The organism is Gilliamella sp. App2-1, assembly GCF_001690255.1.
GTDB lineage: Bacteria > Pseudomonadota > Gammaproteobacteria > Enterobacterales > Orbaceae > Gilliamella > Gilliamella apicola_G.
On the sequence record NZ_LZGR01000048.1, the window covers coordinates 25,293 to 42,738 of the forward strand.

Genomic DNA, 17,446 nt, shown 5'->3' on the forward strand with positions numbered 1-17,446 from the left:
TTTAATAGCAGATACTATGAAAAAATTATACCTCTTTGTTCTAATTAATATCTTGATTTCATCAGTAATAGCAATTCGTTTCTTCCTTGTCCCTGGAATTGCATTTTATTGGGTTGGGGTAACATTTTCTGTGCTTGCTGTTTTGGGGCATTTTTTCTCAGCCTATCTATTACTTTTAATTGTTTGTATCCCTTTGCTGTGGTTACAACAATCTGTGCGTACTATTATTCTTGCTATACTCTTCAGTTTTTTTCAAATTGGGTTATATGTTGATACTATTGTTTTCCAGCAATACCGTTTCCACATCAATCAATCTGTTTTATCAATGGTTTTTTCTGGGCAGGTTGTTGACTTTTCGATGTTTACTTACTTTTTAATGTTTGTTCTTATTGTTGCTTCATTTTGTCTTGAGTATTTTCTTCTTTACTTAATCAACAATAAATTGATTTTACCACATAAAAAATCCAGAATTGTATTGCTATCAACAGTCTTTCTTTTTAGCTCATTTTTAATTAGTCATATTATGCATATGATTGCCTTTTATTATGCTTATTCGCCTATTATGGTCGTGAAAGAATATATTCCACTTTATCGACCATTTACTTCGAAAAAAATTATGACTTTTTTTGATGAAAAAGGGCAACGAAAAGTTGTGTATAGTAAGGAGAATAGCAATGCTAGCGTTGATTATCCGAAAAATCCATTGGTAATTAATCCAGAAAATAATAAACTTAAAAATATTATGTTTATTGTCTTAGATTCTTGGCGATATGATACGTTTAGTAAAGACGTTTCGCCTAATACATTTCGTTTTGTTAAGCAAAATAATGGGGTAATTTTTGATAACCATTACTCAACTGGTAATGCAACGCGTACTGGTATTTTTGGGTTGTTTTATGGTATTCCTGGCACGTATTGGGATTCATTTTTACGAAATAGTATTCCTTCACTCTTTATCACAACGTTACAGAAAGAAAACTATAATATCGGCATCTTTACTTCAGCTAAAGTTACCGCTCCAGAATTTGACCGAACAGCATTTGTCACTATCAAAAATTTAAGAATCAGTAGTAAAGATAGTTCAGCATCTAATCGAGATAAACAAATTACGGATGATTGGCTAGCATGGTATAAAATACGTGATAATTCTAGACCAACATTTTCCTTTTTATTTTATGATGCGCCTCATGCTTATGACTTTCCTGCCGATTTTGCAGTGAAATTCAAACCTATTGGTGAGCTTAATTATATGACATTGAATAATGATACCGATCCTTTACCAATTTTTAATCGTTACAAACAGAGTGTTTATTATGATGATTATTTATTACAAAATGTCTATGATGAACTGACTAAATTAGGTTCGTTAGATGATACAATATTAATTATTACTGGTGATCATGCTCAAGAGATGAATGATAATAAACTAGGTTTTTGGGGGCATAATGGTAATTATACGGATGCGCAAACAAAGGTGCCTTTTATTATTATTGGTGGCAGAGAGCTAGAAGCTCTTAAAAATAATAGTGCAAAAATGACCAGCCATGAAGATGTCATTCCTACTTTAATGAAACATTATTTATATGTGAAAAATGATATAAGCGATTATTCGACAGGGTATGACTTATTTAATCCTATAACTAATCGTAACTGGCTTTTAATGTCAAATTATAGCTCTTATGCGATTAGGACATCTGATAATATTTATCTTGTGAATCGATTAGGTATTAGTCATTATATGGATTTACATAATCGTGAGACTGATGAAACACCAAATTATCAATACATTCAAGAAGCGATGAATCATATGCGTTATTTTTCCCAATCAGGGCAAAAGCTTAAAAAATAGAATCAATAAGTTATAAAATTGTTAGGAAAGGAGAATCATTATCTACCCACAAATAGTAGATAATGATCAAAGTATTTAATGCACATCAGCACAATTTAGGCAGTAAATATAGCGATTTTGAGGATCGTGAAATTTATTCCATAAAGAAACATGTTGTTGAAGCTGTTTGGCTTCTGGCAAGTGTTCAAAAAATATTTCTGCAGTTGATTTAGGTAACATCGCTATCACATCTGAATAAAATGCATTAAACCAATTTCCCTGTGGTTTTTGCCAATCAATTTCATAATCTGCTACATTAGCTAATGTGGCAGCAATCTCAATGGCATCATCAAAATCACCTAACTTATCAACGAGTCCAATTTTGCTGGCTTCTGAACCTAACCAAACTTGCCCTTGTCCTATTTTATCCACTTGTTCGATTGTCATATTTCGAGCTTTAGCTACTAACGAAATAAATGTTTGATAGCCATTATCAATGCTAGTTTGAATCAATTGGTTCATTTCGATAGGTAGATTTTGCGTCGAGGTATTATTAGCTAATGGTGATGTTGTTACACCATCGCTATAAACACCAATATGAGATAAAGAGTTCTCGAATGTTGGAATAATACCGAAGATACCGATAGACCCTGTAATGGTATTTGGACTTGCAACTATATAATCAGATGCGGTTGATATCCAATATCCCCCCGATGCAGCCATTCCTCCCATCGAGATAACAATAGGAATTTGATAACTACGTAAGGCTTCTAGTTCACTACGAATTGCTTCTGATGCATCTACGCTACCCCCAGGGCTATTTACTCGTAATACGACTGCTTGTATATTATGTACGTTTAAGTTCTTACGGATTTTTCTGAGCTGTTCAACAATATCTTGGCTACCAGCGACATTACTACTATTTTCACCATCGGTAATAGTGCCATTGACAAATACAACGGCAATCAGTGGTTTGTTGCCCTCGTTGTCATCACTATCTAAATTTTTATTTTTTGACTTAAGTTGATAATCATAAATGCTGATATGATGTTGATGAGTAAACTCCGATTCAAATTGGTAATTAGATGCAATGACATCGACTAACCCATTAGATATAGCATATTGAGCCATATTGCCATTAGTCGCTTTTAAATTTGCCAACATAGTATCTGGTGCCGGAACTAATTGTGTATCGGCTTTTTTTCGTTGTGATGAAATGTCATTAAGATAGTTGTTCCACATAAGTGTTAACCAACGTGTTGTATTGCTTTTTGCTTCTTCTGACATATCATCCCGAATAAATGGTTCAATGGCTGACTTGTAGGTTCCCACTCTAAAAACGTGTGTATTAATTTTTAAATTATCAAGTAAGGTTTTATAGTATAGGTTGTTCGCTGCTAATCCATATACATTAACAGCCCCAAGTGGTGTTAAATAGATTTTATTAGCATAGCTGGCTAAATAATATTGGCTTTGATTGAAATTCGATCCATATGCATAAATTGGTTTATTTGCCTCACTAAATTTAGTTAAATATTTACCGATATATTGCAGCGAACTCATATCTGCACCAACAAAATTATCTAATTTTAGAACTATGCTTGTAATCTTTGGGTCTGCAGCTGCTTGAGCTATTTTCTGAGTTAATTCAAACAAACTATTTTCGCGTGAGGTATTTACTTTTTTACCATAAATTTTATTCTGTAAAGCATAGATTTCATCACTGTAAAGAGTAGTGTCAACAATAACCCCTTCAATATCTAAAACCAATGCACCATATTGTGGAATAATTTCTTTTTTTTGTGCTTCTTTGACTAATGTAATACCACTAAAAATTAAAATAATAATAATTAAGAAAATTAGGTTAAGAAATATTTCTCTAATAAAGTTAATCACTTTCCATATTGATTTAATGGCAGATAAAGCAGACATAATAAATGATCCTTTCATAGTAGTTGAGCTAATTTTTTGCTTCAATATTTTTCTTTTTAAAATATTTTTTATCTTCAAATCGTAAGCATGTTAATTTTCCACCCCAACAACATCCTGTATCAAGTGCATAAATGTTTTCTGGTGTACCTTTTCCTTTTAATGCTGCCCAATGTCCAAAAGCGATGCTATATTCGTTTGGAATTTTACTAGGTAATAAAAACCAAGGTTTAAGTTTAGAAGGTGTTTGCTCAGGCGATTTTTTATAATAAAAATCTAACCGACCATTTTCATAGCAAAAGCGCATACGAGTTAATGCATTAGCAATATAGCGTAACCTATCTAAACCTTGTAAGTTAGGCAACCATTCATCAGGAAAGTTACCATACATTTTATCAAGGAATAGGAGATAGGAACCGCTAGATAACATAACATGCAGATCGTCAGCACATTTTTTTAGTGTTTCAAGATCCCATTGTGGTGGGATACCAGCATGGGTCATAATTAACTTGAGTGATTCGTCAATTTGAACCAATGGCTGTTTACGGAGCCAATTCATTAATTCATCAAAATCTGCTGCATGAATGATATCATCTAGATTATCCTTCTTTTTGGAAGGTGTGACATTGGCATAAATCGATAATAAATGTAGGTCATGATTACCTAATACCAATCGAATTTGCTTGGCATTATATTTAACAAATCTTAGGACTTCTAATGATTTTGGACCTCTAGCAACGAGATCACCTGTTAGCCATAAAGTGTCCGATGACGAGAATTTTGCTTTTTCAAGCAATCGCATAAATTCATCATAACAACCATGAATATCACCAATCAGTAAATTTGCCATACTGTTAACCCCATAAGTTTGCAAGTTGACAATATTGTTGTACTGTTAAGTTTTCAGCACGTAAATTGGGGTCAATATTTAATTCTGTTAATTGTTCAACAGTAAACATATTACTTAAACTATTACGAATAGTTTTACGTCGTTGATTAAATGCTTCTGTCGTCACACGAGAAAGTATTTTTATATCATTAACAAGATAAGGCTTCTCTTTATAAGGTATTAATCTAACGACTGCCGAATCAACTTTTGGTGCAGGTTTAAATGATGTTGGGGGGACTTCGAGAACCGGAATAATCTGACAATAGTATTGAGCCATAACGCTCAATCTACCATAATCTTTACTGTTAGGCGCTGCAACTAAACGGGTTACCACCTCTTTTTGTAACATAAAATGCATATCAGTAATGATATTTGCATGTTCAAATAAGTGGAACATCAAAGGTGTTGAGATATTATAGGGTAAGTTACCAAATACTCTTAATGGTTTACCTAATTGATTTGCTAATTGATTAAAGTTAAAGGTCAGCGCATCTTGTTCAATAACAGTTAATTTATTGTTTAAAAATGGATTTTTAATTAATCTACTGGCTAGATCTCTGTCGATCTCTATGACTGTTAAATGATCAATATGTTTACTTATAGGTACTGTTAAAGCTGCAAGCCCAGGACCAATTTCAACCAATGCTTGATCTGTTTTAGGCTGTATCGCCGCGACAATACTTTCGATAATATAATCATCATGTAAAAAGTTTTGTCCGAATCTTTTACGAGCAAAATGCCCTTGGTGAATACGACTATTCATCTTTATCGTCACCTGTAATTTTTATATAAGCATCACCTTTTATTTCTTGAACCCATACCTGAGCTTCTTCGGAAAATTTACGATTAAAAATAAGCCGATAAGCGTGATCTTTATTTATAGCATTTGTTCCATCTGCTTGTCTTGAATCAATTAATTGAATTAAATGCCAGCCATAAGATGACTTTATGGGCTGGCTAATTTCGCCTTTTTTTAGCTGAGTTAGAGCTGTTTTAAAACCATTATCATAAACTTCAGGACGATTCCAACCTAAGTTGCCTCCTTTACTTGCTGAACCAGTATCTTCAGAATTAGCCTTAGCTGCAGCTTCAAAGGTTGTTGCGCCACTGGTAATGGATTTGCGAATATCGGTTAATTTTTGTTTAGCTATTTGGTCAGTGATTAATACATTTGTTTTAATCAAAATATGGCGTGCATTTACTTCTTGAATTTTGACAGTTTTTTGGGCTTCTGAACGTGTATCATCAACTTTTAGAATATGTAGGCCAACTCCAGAACGGATAGGACCAATAATACTACCTTTTGGTGCACGAACTAAACGTTCTTCAAAGATAGTTGGTAATTCATTAAGTTTATGCCAACCCATATTACCACCTTTTAAAGCAAGATCGTCATTTGAATATGTAGTGGCTAATTTGGCAAAATTCTCACCTTTTTGTGCTCGATTAATAATATTTTGTGCTTTATTTGTCGCATTGTCGATTTGCTGTTTAGAAGCTTTTTCTGGAATGGAAATCAAAATATGACTGATTTTTACTTCAACATTGTTGGTAGGTTGGCGAGCAATACTTTGAGCTAAATTTTCCACTTCTTTTTCTGAAACCCTGACTCTAGATCTAACTTCATGCATTCGAGTTTTATCAATCAACATGTCATTATGGATTCTTTCTCGATAGGCTTCATAACTAATGCCCATTATCGATAGCCTGCTTCGAAGTTGATCGATAGTCATATCATTTTCAGCAGCGATTCTATCAATGGCACTGGTTACCTCATCATCACTTATAGTGATTTGAGCTTTAGCTGCTTTTTGTAAAATTAGATTTTCAATAATTAAACGATCAATAATTTGTTTTCTTAGTACTTTATCCGTAGGTAAATTTTGTGGATCAGTACTCGCTTTAATCGTTTTTAACATATCATTAACATCACTTTCTAAAATGACATTGTTATTAACAATTGCAGCAACTTGTTCTACAACTTTAGGTGCGGCATTTGCAGATAATGAAGTTATCATTCCTAAAGTTAAACTTAGGTTTAAAACGATAAATAGTTTTAATAATTTCATATTCACTTAACTCATTTTGTTGTGCAGCATTGATAGCATGCAATAAATTTATCGGTAATATATTTGCAGAAATATTTTACTCAAATGTTGTGGTATATGGTAGCTTGCCGAAGTTTAGCATTTTAGCTTTGGCGTCTTTGTTGTTGCCTAATCCTTGCAATTCGAAATTAATCGACAGTTTATTTTCATATTTACTTTTGAGAGAAATATTGTCCCAATCTGTTAGTTTTCTTCCATATTGTACTGTTGTTCCCCAACAACAGTCACTATAATGTAATCCGACAAAACTATCAGTGGTTTGTCCTAATTTAACGTCATAGTAATATGAACCAACAGCACTAACAGTTTGTGACAATGGCCAAGCAGTCATCATGCCTGCTTGAGAAATATCTTGCCGATAACCTCTATAAAAAGGATTTTTATCAACAGTGTCAATATAGTTACGATTTGCATAACGATAAGATAATTGTATTAACTTATCACTCGATGCGCGATACTCGAATACTACATTGGCTAATGAAATTGTATCAATTCGAGTATCATATTGGACGCCACTTCTAAAGATCATATCATTATTTATGCGCCAAAAATTATCTGATGCCCAAGTAATACTGCCTGTATCAGAATTTTCGTCTAGATCATTATTGTGTTCACTCGTTTTTGATTTAGTAAAATAAGTGATTTGTCCAATTGATAGGTTAAATTTTTCAACCTTGCTATTATCATAAAACCGTGTGGTTACTCCTGTTGATATTTTATTGGTTGAAGCAATTCTATCTAGGCCACTATATGGCTGATCTCTAAACAGACCAATATAATCTGATTGTAATATAGTAGAATCATAGGCACCAATATTCGATTGTTTTCGGTATGGAATATAGATGTATTTTACTCGTGGCTCTAAGGTTTGTGTATAGCCATCAATAAAAGGCATATTACGCTCAAAGATGACTTTACCATCAATACTAAATTTTGGTAAAAAACGATTTACGTTTTTATCTAAATCTTTATATTGATCAATGTTTTTTCTAATATTATCTTGATTATAATGAGTTGCCATAAACCCCATTTCAGTGGCTAATGATGACCAAGAATTGGTTAAGGTATAATTAAGTGTAGGTTCAAAATGTGCTCGCCATGCTTTAGGTTTATTTTGCCCAGATGTCAAAAAGCGAGACACTTGAGAAAATGCTCTAAATTTGAAAGGACCCAAATCATTATTATAATAACTCATATCCAACTGTGGTTCGGTTTGGTAAAGTGAATTTTTTAATTCTGAGTGAAATGGCTGAAAGTGTTTATAGCCTAACGTGATATCCCAATGCTCGTCATTATAAGCAATTTTATAAAACTGCGTTAAATACCCAGCAGTTTGGGAAGCATATTTAGAGCTTAGATTTGTCAGATATTGATTGTCACTAACTCGAGTTGTATCAGCATAAAAACGCCAATTATAGTTTATTAATTCTTCATTTTTCCAATGAAATAACCAACGGTGACGATTGTCATCATAATTATTGCCATTTAAATGAGTGGTTCTATCTTTATCATATTTACTATCATGTTGTAGCCAGTCAAACGCAAGTGTGCCTAAGCCTATTTCATTTAAATAGCGAAATTCTGTTTGTAGTTGTACACCACGCTCTTGCAAGAATCTTGGCGTAAAGGTGGCATCATAATTTGGTGCAATATTCCAATAAATTGGTATTGAAAAATCAATACCATCAACACTATCATAGCCTAAATTAGGCATTAACAATCCTGAACGACGTTTATCACCGGTTGGTAATTGTAAATAAGGTGAGTATAGAACGGGTATTTTGCCAATACTAAATATGGCATTCCAAACTTCTAGTAACTGTTCTTCGTTATCATGAATAACTGTTGATCCCTTAATATCCCATGTGCTGTCATTAACAGGACAAGATGTAAAGCTGCCATTTTTTAAAATAACATATCTATTTTTTTTTAGTTTCATCTGATCAGCATTGCCACGTCCAAGTCTATTGACAAGTTGATACTGACTTGGAGTCATGTTTGCATCATTATTATTTAGATTCATTGATGCATGATCGCCTTTCATTTTTATTAAATTATCTTGATAAGTAATATCACCTTCTAATGTTACTACTCGATTATTATTATCTTCAGTATTAATTGTTACTTTATCTGCTTGAACTGTACGGTTACCTTGTTTTATTAATACTTCACCTTTATATATGGTAATGCTTGGATAGATTGCCTCAAATTGATTGGCTTCAGTATTTATAGGTAAGGTACTTATATCTCCATTGACTAAAGGGCGATCAAACCTAGGAACGTCTATAAGACATTGCGGATTATTGCTAACAGCTGCTTTAGGTAAATCTATAGCATAACTCGAGTTGTTATACAAAGAAAATGTGACGGCAATTGCAATAAGAGTGGGCGCTAATTTTTTCATCAATGATTAAAAAGTTATTATGATTATTTTAATTGCAGCATTATAGCGGTTATTTACAAAAGTGCGAATTAAAAATTAACGTTTCACTTTGCGTTTATTCATTTTATTAAGTTGTTTTACCATCGCTATTCTTTTTTCGACTGAAGAGTATTGAAACTCATCCCACCATTTAGCTAATTCCAAAAGTTCTCCCTTTTCAATCGAGGCTCTCATTTCTAAAAGGTCATAAGCAGCTCGAAATTTAGGGTGTTCTAAAATAACGAATGCACGTTTACCATCTCGTTTTTTCATACGTAGCTGCAAACGCCAAATATCGCCCATTATGGTGGTTAATCGTCTAGGTATGGCAATATTTTTACATTGTTCAGTTAGCACTTCGTTAATTGCCATGGAAAAAGAATCATGAAATGGCAATCCACTTTCGATACATGTTGTCTGTGTTTGTTCAATAATTGGGTACCAAAAAAAGGCTGCAAATAAAAATGCAGGATTGACTCGTTTGTTGTTAGTAATACGATAATCAGTATTTTTTAAGACTTGCTCAATGATTTTTTCTAAATAACCATTTTGATTGTTGACAAACAAACGCTCAATAACAGGAAACAATTGTTCAAAAAGACAATATTCTCTTAGTAACGTGTAAGTTTTATATCCATTTCCTGTTTGTAACAGTTTAAGCGACTCATCAAAAAGTCGAGCAGAAGGTACATTTTTTAATAATGGGGCAAGGTGTTTAATTGGTGCAGCAGTAGCTGGTTCAATTTTCATATTCAATTTTGCGGCAAAACGAATAGTCCTTAGCATTCTAACAGGATCTTCTCGGTAACGTGTTTGTGGATCGCCAATTAATCGAATAATACCTTTTTGTAAATCTTTTAATCCTCCGCAATAGTCACGTAATGTAAAATTATTTACATTATAATAAAGCGCATTCATTGTGAAATCGCGACGAATAGCATCTTGTTCAATGGATCCATAAACATTATCGCGTAATAACATACCTGTCTGTGAACGTTTAGAAATATTGGTTTGTCCTTCTTGCGAACCGTGGTCGCCACGGAAAGTCGCGACTTCAATAATTTCTTTACCAAACATAATATGAGCAAGACGAAATCGTTTTCCCACTAAGCGACAGTTACGGAAAATTTTCTGAATTTGTTCTGGGGTTGCATTGGTTGTGATATCAAAGTCCTTTGGCGTTTTGCCTAAGATGAGATCTCTGATACATCCACCAACCAAATAAGCTTCGTATCCCTGTTTGTTTAATCGGTGAAGGACTTTTAATGCATTTTCACTAATCTCTTTACGGGATATATTGTGCTCATTACGTGGGATAGTCACATAGCCAACTTTTTGTTTTTTTTCATGACGAAAAAACTTTCGATAAAAGTTTGAAACTTGATTAAAAATAGCGCACCTCAAAAGTGTTTTTGGCATAATAACAATATAGCGCGCGATTATAGCGTAATTGCTAATAAGTTTCCATGTTTCTTAGAATTGGCAATTTTTCGCTCAATAAAATTATATTTTCCAAGTTGGCTTAAATATTATATTTGATTTTTTTAACATAATTATCAACAATAGTAGTTTCTATAGTAATATTAGCAATATCTAATAAAAGTAATAAACTTTGTTTTGCTCTGGTTAGTATATTTTAACTAGCTGATTAAGATGAAATAAAACTATATTCAGAACTTCTTTTTGCTTATTTGTTTCACAGAATATAATTTATAAAGCATGATAATTTAATAAATTATGAAGAGCTTTTTAATGTTATTTGTTATAACGTTACATATAGAAGTTGTTTGAGTATATATCATTAACTAATAACTTATTGGGGACATTATGAATATTCGTGATTTGGAATATTTTGTTTCGTTAGCTGAATTTCGCCATTTTCGTAAAGCTGCTGATGCTTGCAATGTGAGTCAACCAACTCTTAGTGGTCAAATTAGAAAATTAGAAGATGAATTAGGCGTAATGTTATTAGAGCGTACTAGCCGAAAAGTATTATTTACACAAACGGGTATGATGTTAGTTGAGCAATCCAAAGAGATTTTACGTAATATTCAAATTTTAAAAGAGATGGCAAGCCGTCAAGGTGAAGAAATGTCAGGACCAATGCATATAGGATTGATTCCTACCATAGCACCTTACCTTTTACCACATGTTATTACAGTGTTACATGAATCTTTTCCTCAATTAGAGCTTTATTTACATGAAGCACAGACTGCTAGTGTTGTTGCTCAGCTCGAAAGTGGAAAACTTGATTGTGCTATTGTTGCACAAGTTAAAGAGACGGCACAATTTATTGAATTGCCATTATTTGATGAACCTATGTTTTTAGCTGTTCGAGCTGATAACGAGTTAGCTAGCAAAAAGACAGTTAAATTATCTGGTTTAAAAGGACATAAATTCTTAATGTTAGAAGATGGTCATTGTTTGCGTGATCATGCAATGGGGTATTGTTTCCAAGTCGGTATTGATGAAGATAAACAGTTCAAAGCAACCAGTCTTGAAACGCTTAGGAGTATGATTTCTGCTGGTCGTGGTATCACTTTATTTCCAGAGCTAGCTGCACCAAATGAGCGAATTCGTGATAATATTTGCTATATCCCGTGTACTGATCCAGTACCATCACGTAGTATTACTTTGATTTATCGCCCCGGTTCACCATTACGTTCTCGTTATGAAACAATAGCTAAAACTATCCGTGAACATATGCCTAAAGTATTTGCTGAAAAAGAGCGATTATTAAAAACAGCAAATTAATGGTAGATTACGTATAAAATATTCAAACTAAACTATCAAATGAAAAACATCAAGGCAGGCGGAATTCGAGCTCAACAGAAAGAAAGAACCCGCCGTACTTTAATTGAAACAGCATTTAATCAACTCAATGCTGAACAAGGTTTTGCTAGTTTAAGCCTGCGAGAAGTTACGCGTGAGGCTGGAATAGCAGCTACTTCATTTTATCGCCATTTTCGTGATATGGATGAGTTGGGTTTAGCCATGGTTGATGAAAGTGGTTTAACTCTTCGTCAATTATTACGTCAAGCACGTAAACGTATCGAAAAAGGTGGTAGCGTATTACAAACGTCAGTAACTACATTTATTGAGTTTATCGATAAAAATCCAAAAGTCTTTTTATTACTTCTTCGCGAAAAAGCTGGGACGTCCTCAGCTTTTCGAGCTGCTATTGCGCGCGAAATTCAACACTTTATTGTCGAGCTTGTTGATTATCTCGATAATGCTAATCAAATGCCTCACCATTATAATGAAGCTCAAGCTGAAGCGATGGTTACTATTGCATTTAATGCTGGCGCTGAAGCGATTGACTTTGACACAGTACAGCGCCAAAAATTAATTGAAGATCTTATTTTTCAACTGAAAATGGTATCTCGAGGTGCTTATTATCTCTATCATAAAGAACAAATTAAAAAAAGATAATCATTAATATAACGACAATTTTATACTAAAACACCGACTTTCCTGAAAGTTTTGAAAAAATAAACAGTTGTTTCGTTAGTATTAAATAGATGAGATTGATATTATTTGGTGGGCATATTTATTACAAGTAATATGTATTTTTATTATTAAAGTTTATAAATAGGTGATGAAGACATATTTTTGATTAATTACTGCGGCAAAAGCCGCAGTAATATTTGTAGCGATTAATTAAAGATTTTGTAATACTTTTTCAACACTATCTTTCGCGTCACCGAATAACATATAGCTGTTTTCTTTAAAGAATAGTGGGTTTTGTACACCTGCATAACCGGTATTCATTGATCGTTTAGAAATAATTACTGTTTTTGCTTTCCAAACTTCAAGAACAGGCATGCCAGCAATTGGACTATTTGGGTCTTCTTCTGCAGCTGGGTTTACTGTATCATTTGCACCAATAACCCAAACAACATCCGTATCAGGGAAGTCATCATTGATTTCATCCATTTCAAGAACGATATCATAAGGCACTTTGGCTTCTGCGAGCAATACGTTCATATGACCAGGTAAACGTCCAGCAACAGGATGAATACCAAATCTTACTTCGATATCCATTGCGCGTAGTTTTTCGGTAATATTACTTACGGCACCTTGTGCTTGTGCAACAGCCATACCATAGCCAGGAACAATGATAACAGAACGCGCCTCTTTTAATGTTTGTGCAACTTCGGCTGGTTGCATTTCACGGTACTCACCTTGTTCTTCATCAGATGAACTAGCTGCGCTACCATCACTACCAAATCCACCCGCAATAACGCTGATAAATGAACGGTTCATTGCTTTACACATAATATATGACAAAATTGCGCCTGATGAACCAACTAATGCACCAGTTACAATGAGAAGATCATTACCTAGCATAAAGCCTGCCGCTGCTGCAGCCCAACCCGAATAAGAGTTTAACATTGAAATAACCACAGGCATGTCAGCCCCACCAATTGAAGCAACAAGATGGAAACCGAACACAAAAGCAATAATCGCCATGATTAACAAGCTAATTGTTGCACCAGCACCACTTTCTACATCAACGAAAGTAAACATTAAAATGATTGAAACAATAATTGCCGCCAGGTTCCAATAATGTTTATTTGGAATTGATAATGGTTTTGAACTAATTCGTCCATTTAATTTACCGAAAGCGACAACAGAGCCTGAGAAGGTTACTGCGCCGATAAAGACACCAACAAAAATCTCTACTAAATGTACAGTTAGTTCGCCGCCATGAAACTCTTGAATGTGAGGATCTAAAAAGCTGTTTAAGCCAACAAGGACCGCTGCCATTCCCACAAAACTATGAAGTAGCGCAACAAGTTCTGGCATTTGTGTCATTTCAACTTTTTTAGCAAGATATAAGCCAATAGTTGCACCAATAATCATTGCTATAACTATCCAGTGTAATCCGCCTTTAATACTAGCAACTGCTGCGATAAGAGCGATTGCCATACCAATCATACCATAGATATTTCCTGATTTGGCTGATTCTTGGTTAGAAAGGCCACGTAAACTAAAGATAAAAAGTAATGCAGCAATTACATAAGCTGCCTGAATAATTCCATTACTTAACATAATTTATGCTCTCCCTTACTTGCCACGTTGGAACATTTTCAGCATTCTTTGGGTAACAAAGAATCCACCAAAAATATTGATACTAGCAATCAAAATAGCAACAAAGGCAATTGCCGTAGTTAAGCCATTATCATCACCGACTTGTAATATTGCACCGACTAATATAATCCCAGAAATTGCATTAGTGACCGACATCAGTGGTGTATGTAAAGAGTGTGTGACATTCCATACTACGTAGTAACCAACAACACAAGATAATGCAAATACGGTAAAATGTCCTAAAAAGCTTTCTGGAACCGAGTTAGCAAGCCAAAAGAAAGCAATGAGAGCCAATGCTAAAATACCATATTTTTTTCGAGGTTCCATTGGTTTCGGTTCAGGCTTAACAATTGGCTCAGCTGCTTTTTTCTGCGGTTGAGCAGATACTTGAATTGGGGGGGCAGGCCAAGTGATTTCTTTATTTTTGACCACCGTTACACCACGAATTACAACATCTTCAAAATTGATATCAACATTCCCGTCTTTTTCTTTTGCAAGTAGTTTTAATAGGTTAACAATGTTCGTACCATAAAGTTGTGATGCTTGTGCTGGCATACGATTAGCTAAATCAGTATAACCAACAATCTTTACATTGTTATCTGTTTCGAAAACTTCTCCTGGTTTAGTCAATTCACAGTTACCGCCAGTTAATGCCGCTAAATCAACAATAACACTACCTGGTTTCATGGATTCAACCATCTCTTTAGAAATAAGCTTTGGTGCAGGTTTTCCCGGAATTAAGGCCGTGGTAATAATGATATCAACATCTTTCGCTTGCTCAGCAAACAGGGCCATTTCAGCTTCGATAAAGGCGGCTGACATCTGTTTAGCGTAGCCGTCGCCAGAACCGGCTTCTTCTTCAAAATCTAGCTCTAAAAAGTCGGCTCCCATGCTGTTAATTTGTTCAGCAACTTCAGGGCGGGTGTCAAAAGCACGAACAATCGCACCTAAACTCACCGCTGCGCCAATAGCAGCTAGTCCAGCAACACCAGCTCCAATAACTAATACTTTAGCCGGTGGGACTTTACCAGCAGCAGTAACTTGACCGGTAAAGAATCGACCAAATTGATTTGCTGCTTCGATAACTGAACGGTAACCAGCAATATTAGACATTGAACTCAATGCGTCTAAAGATTGTGCTCGTGAAATACGTGGCACACAGTCCATTGCCATAACAGTAATATTTTTAGCTGCTAATTTTTCTAATAATTCTTTATGCTGAGCTGGATAAATATAACTGATAAGGGTTGCTCCCTCTTTCATTAAAGCAATTTCATCGTCGGTTGGTGCATGAAATTTCAATATTAAATCACTTTGCCAAATATCTTGTGTATTTTGAATTGTGGCTCCAGCATCAATAAAAGCTTGGTCTTCAAAATGAGCTGCATGACCTGCGCCTTGTTCTACGGAAACTGTAAAGCCCAATTTTAACAGTTGTCCAACAGTCAGGGGAGTTGCAGCAACTCGAGCTTCATTGGTTAACCGTTCTTTAGGTATACCGATATGCATTTCGTTACGTCCTTATGTTAGTTTATAAAATGTATATTGATTTTAGCATAAATAGGTTTCTGTGCGAGTAGGGAATCTATTTTTTATTCAAGAAATAAGATTTTTAAATTATTTGAGTGATATTTATTAATTAATATTATTATAAGGCTGTAACTAAATAGCCCTAATTTAAATAATACAGTTTGAACTCTTTCCTCGAATTCCATTACAAATTTACTGTATATTGTTATATAATTGGTGGCATTTTTATTCATACCGCACAGAGATAAAACCTCTGAGGTATGTTTCGATTTTGTTCTCCTTGAATTAAGGATTCTTTATGATTGATTTTTCCCAATCAGTGCCAGAATTGGTTGCTTGGGCAAAAAATAATGATTTTTCGATCTCATTACCAGTTGAACGGCTTGCTTTTTTATTAGCAATAGCAGTATTAAATAGTGAACGGTTTGATGGTGAAATGACGGAATCTGAATTAGTTGATGCCTTCCGCCATGTATCGCAAATTTTCGAACAGAGTGAAGAAACGATAACGGTTAGAGCGAACAATGCGATAAATGATCTCGTTCGCCAACGTTTTATTACTCGATTTACGAGTGAAATGACTGATGGGTTTTCTATCTATCGTTTGACACCATTGGGAATAGGTATTACTGATTATTATATTCGTCAGCGAGAGTTTTCCACCTTACGTTTATCTCTCCAACTTTCTATTGTTGCACAAGAGTTAAAACGAGCTGCCGATGCTGCGCTTGAAGGCGGTGATGATCTGCATTGGCATCGAAATGTTTTTGCGCCGTTAAAATATTCCGTTGCTGAGATTTTTGACAGTATTGATATCACGCAACGTGTTATGGATGAGCAGCAGGCAGATGTGAAGCAAAATATTTCAGCCTTATTAAGCCAAGATTGGCAAGCTGCAATTAGCAGTTGTGAAGGTTTACTTACCGAAACATCGCAGACATTGCGTGAGTTACAAGATACTTTAGCTGCTGCAGGGGATAAGCTACAAGCTAGTCTTCTTTTGATCCAAGATGCAATATTGGACAATCCTGATCTTGATAAGATTAACAATGTGATTATAGATTTACAGGGCAAACTTGACCGGATTATTGGTTGGGGGCAAAAGGCGATAGATCTTTGGATAGGTTATGATCGCCACGTGCATAAGTTTATTCGTACCGCAATTGATTTAGATAAGAATCGCGTTTTTTCGCAGCGTTTACGTAAATCAATTCAAAATTACTTTGATTTGCCTTGGTCACTGACTTTTGCTAATGCTGATCGTTTGCTTGATATGCGTGATGAAGAATTAGTCTTACACGAAGCAGAAGTAACCGGCGAATTACCAGCAGAGCTCGAATTTGAAATGATTGAAGAACTTCAAGAGCATATTATTGCGCATATTGAACAAAATCTACTGATCTTTAAGCAAGAAAATAAACCACTTGATATGGGTATTGCCATTCGCAGTTATTTAGCGCAGTTCCCACGCGAACAACATTTTGATATTGCAAGGTTATTTATCGATCACGCTATTCGTTTAGGTATTGCCGAAGACGATTTGCTAGGTATCCCTGCCGAATGGAAACTGATTAACGATTATGGAGCTAAGGTACAAGCACATGTCATCAATAAATACTAAAAATTTAGAAATAGAATCAACCGCT

General features: G+C 34.6%; 12 protein-coding genes. 4 read left to right on the top strand and 8 right to left on the bottom strand.

From position 1 onward, the window contains the following. The first annotated feature begins 16 nt into the window (after window positions 1–16). Complete coding sequence (locus A9G22_RS06445) at window positions 17–1,849, top strand: sulfatase-like hydrolase/transferase (RefSeq protein WP_075508541.1); 1,833 nt, start codon at window positions 17–19, stop codon at window positions 1,847–1,849. A gap of 75 nt (window positions 1,850–1,924) precedes the next feature. Here A9G22_RS06445 and sppA read toward each other — a convergent pair whose 3' ends face one another. The 6 genes from sppA to pcnB all read right to left on the bottom strand — a co-directional run bounded on the left by sppA (window position 1,925) and on the right by pcnB (window position 10,595). Continuing rightward, on the bottom strand, window positions 1,925–3,760 hold the full coding sequence (gene sppA / locus A9G22_RS06450) for a signal peptide peptidase SppA (protein ID WP_218058757.1): 1,836 nt from the start codon (window positions 3,758–3,760) through the stop codon (window positions 1,925–1,927). A gap of 28 nt (window positions 3,761–3,788) precedes the next feature. Continuing rightward, entirely contained in the window at window positions 3,789–4,607 is an 819-nt protein-coding gene (apaH, locus tag A9G22_RS06455) for a bis(5'-nucleosyl)-tetraphosphatase (symmetrical) ApaH (protein ID WP_065585748.1), read from the bottom strand. A 4-nt stretch (window positions 4,608–4,611) separates the two neighbouring features. Further along, window positions 4,612–5,409 (bottom strand): 16S rRNA (adenine(1518)-N(6)/adenine(1519)-N(6))-dimethyltransferase RsmA, encoded by a 798-nt coding sequence (gene rsmA / locus A9G22_RS06460; RefSeq protein ID WP_065585749.1) that lies wholly within the window; start codon window positions 5,407–5,409, stop codon window positions 4,612–4,614. Continuing rightward, on the bottom strand, window positions 5,402–6,715 hold the full coding sequence (gene surA / locus A9G22_RS06465) for a peptidylprolyl isomerase SurA (RefSeq protein ID WP_065585750.1): 1,314 nt from the start codon (window positions 6,713–6,715) through the stop codon (window positions 5,402–5,404). Before surA ends, rsmA begins: the two co-directional genes overlap by 8 nt. 76 nt (window positions 6,716–6,791) lie before the next feature. Continuing rightward, on the bottom strand, window positions 6,792–9,158 hold the full coding sequence (lptD, locus tag A9G22_RS06470) for an LPS assembly protein LptD (protein ID WP_075508542.1): 2,367 nt from the start codon (window positions 9,156–9,158) through the stop codon (window positions 6,792–6,794). A 75-nt stretch (window positions 9,159–9,233) separates the two neighbouring features. Beyond that, window positions 9,234–10,595: a polynucleotide adenylyltransferase PcnB gene (gene pcnB / locus A9G22_RS06475; protein ID WP_065585752.1), complete on the bottom strand. Its 1,362-nt coding sequence runs from the start codon at window positions 10,593–10,595 to the stop codon at window positions 9,234–9,236. A gap of 408 nt (window positions 10,596–11,003) precedes the next feature. Here pcnB and oxyR point away from each other — a divergent pair, with 408 nt between their 5' ends. After that, window positions 11,004–11,930 carry a DNA-binding transcriptional regulator OxyR gene (oxyR, locus tag A9G22_RS06480; protein WP_065585753.1) on the top strand — a complete coding sequence of 309 codons (927 nt, stop codon included), beginning with the start codon at window positions 11,004–11,006 and terminating at the stop codon, window positions 11,928–11,930. A 39-nt stretch (window positions 11,931–11,969) separates the two neighbouring features. Continuing rightward, a complete protein-coding gene (gene fabR, locus A9G22_RS06485; protein WP_065585754.1) occupies window positions 11,970–12,608 on the top strand; it encodes an HTH-type transcriptional repressor FabR in 639 nt (212 codons plus the stop codon). 228 nt (window positions 12,609–12,836) lie between these two features. Here the strand turns inward: fabR and pntB are convergent, their stop codons facing one another. Continuing rightward, window positions 12,837–14,231 carry a Re/Si-specific NAD(P)(+) transhydrogenase subunit beta gene (pntB, locus tag A9G22_RS06490; RefSeq protein ID WP_065585755.1) on the bottom strand — a complete coding sequence of 465 codons (1,395 nt, stop codon included), beginning with the start codon at window positions 14,229–14,231 and terminating at the stop codon, window positions 12,837–12,839. 15 nt (window positions 14,232–14,246) lie between these two features. Continuing rightward, window positions 14,247–15,779: a Re/Si-specific NAD(P)(+) transhydrogenase subunit alpha gene (gene pntA / locus A9G22_RS06495; protein ID WP_065585756.1), complete on the bottom strand. Its 1,533-nt coding sequence runs from the start codon at window positions 15,777–15,779 to the stop codon at window positions 14,247–14,249. 319 nt (window positions 15,780–16,098) lie between these two features. On the opposite strand from pntA, the gene mukF reads away from it, so the two are divergent. Continuing rightward, window positions 16,099–17,421 (top strand): chromosome partition protein MukF, encoded by a 1,323-nt coding sequence (gene mukF / locus A9G22_RS06500; RefSeq protein WP_065585757.1) that lies wholly within the window; start codon window positions 16,099–16,101, stop codon window positions 17,419–17,421. Window positions 17,422–17,446 lie beyond the last annotated feature (25 nt).

Bases quoted from the DNA above. Each gene is read 5' to 3' on its own strand.
- rsmA (WP_065585749.1), bottom strand. From the start codon at position 5,409: ATGAATAGTCGTATTCACCAAGGGCATTTTGCTCGTAAAAGATTCGGA.
- apaH (WP_065585748.1), bottom strand. From the start codon at position 4,607: ATGGCAAATTTACTGATTGGTGATATTCATGGTTGTTATGATGAATTT.
- fabR (WP_065585754.1), top strand. From the start codon at position 11,970: ATGAAAAACATCAAGGCAGGCGGAATTCGAGCTCAACAGAAAGAAAGA.
- pntB (WP_065585755.1), bottom strand. From the start codon at position 14,231: ATGTTAAGTAATGGAATTATTCAGGCAGCTTATGTAATTGCTGCATTA.
- lptD (WP_075508542.1), bottom strand. From the start codon at position 9,158: ATGAAAAAATTAGCGCCCACTCTTATTGCAATTGCCGTCACATTTTCT.
- surA (WP_065585750.1), bottom strand. From the start codon at position 6,715: ATGAAATTATTAAAACTATTTATCGTTTTAAACCTAAGTTTAACTTTA.
- pntA (WP_065585756.1), bottom strand. From the start codon at position 15,779: ATGCATATCGGTATACCTAAAGAACGGTTAACCAATGAAGCTCGAGTT.
- mukF (WP_065585757.1), top strand. From the start codon at position 16,099: ATGATTGATTTTTCCCAATCAGTGCCAGAATTGGTTGCTTGGGCAAAA.
- sppA (WP_218058757.1), bottom strand. From the start codon at position 3,760: ATGTCTGCTTTATCTGCCATTAAATCAATATGGAAAGTGATTAACTTT.
- A9G22_RS06445 (WP_075508541.1), top strand. From the start codon at position 17: ATGAAAAAATTATACCTCTTTGTTCTAATTAATATCTTGATTTCATCA.
- pcnB (WP_065585752.1), bottom strand. From the start codon at position 10,595: ATGCCAAAAACACTTTTGAGGTGCGCTATTTTTAATCAAGTTTCAAAC.
- oxyR (WP_065585753.1), top strand. From the start codon at position 11,004: ATGAATATTCGTGATTTGGAATATTTTGTTTCGTTAGCTGAATTTCGC.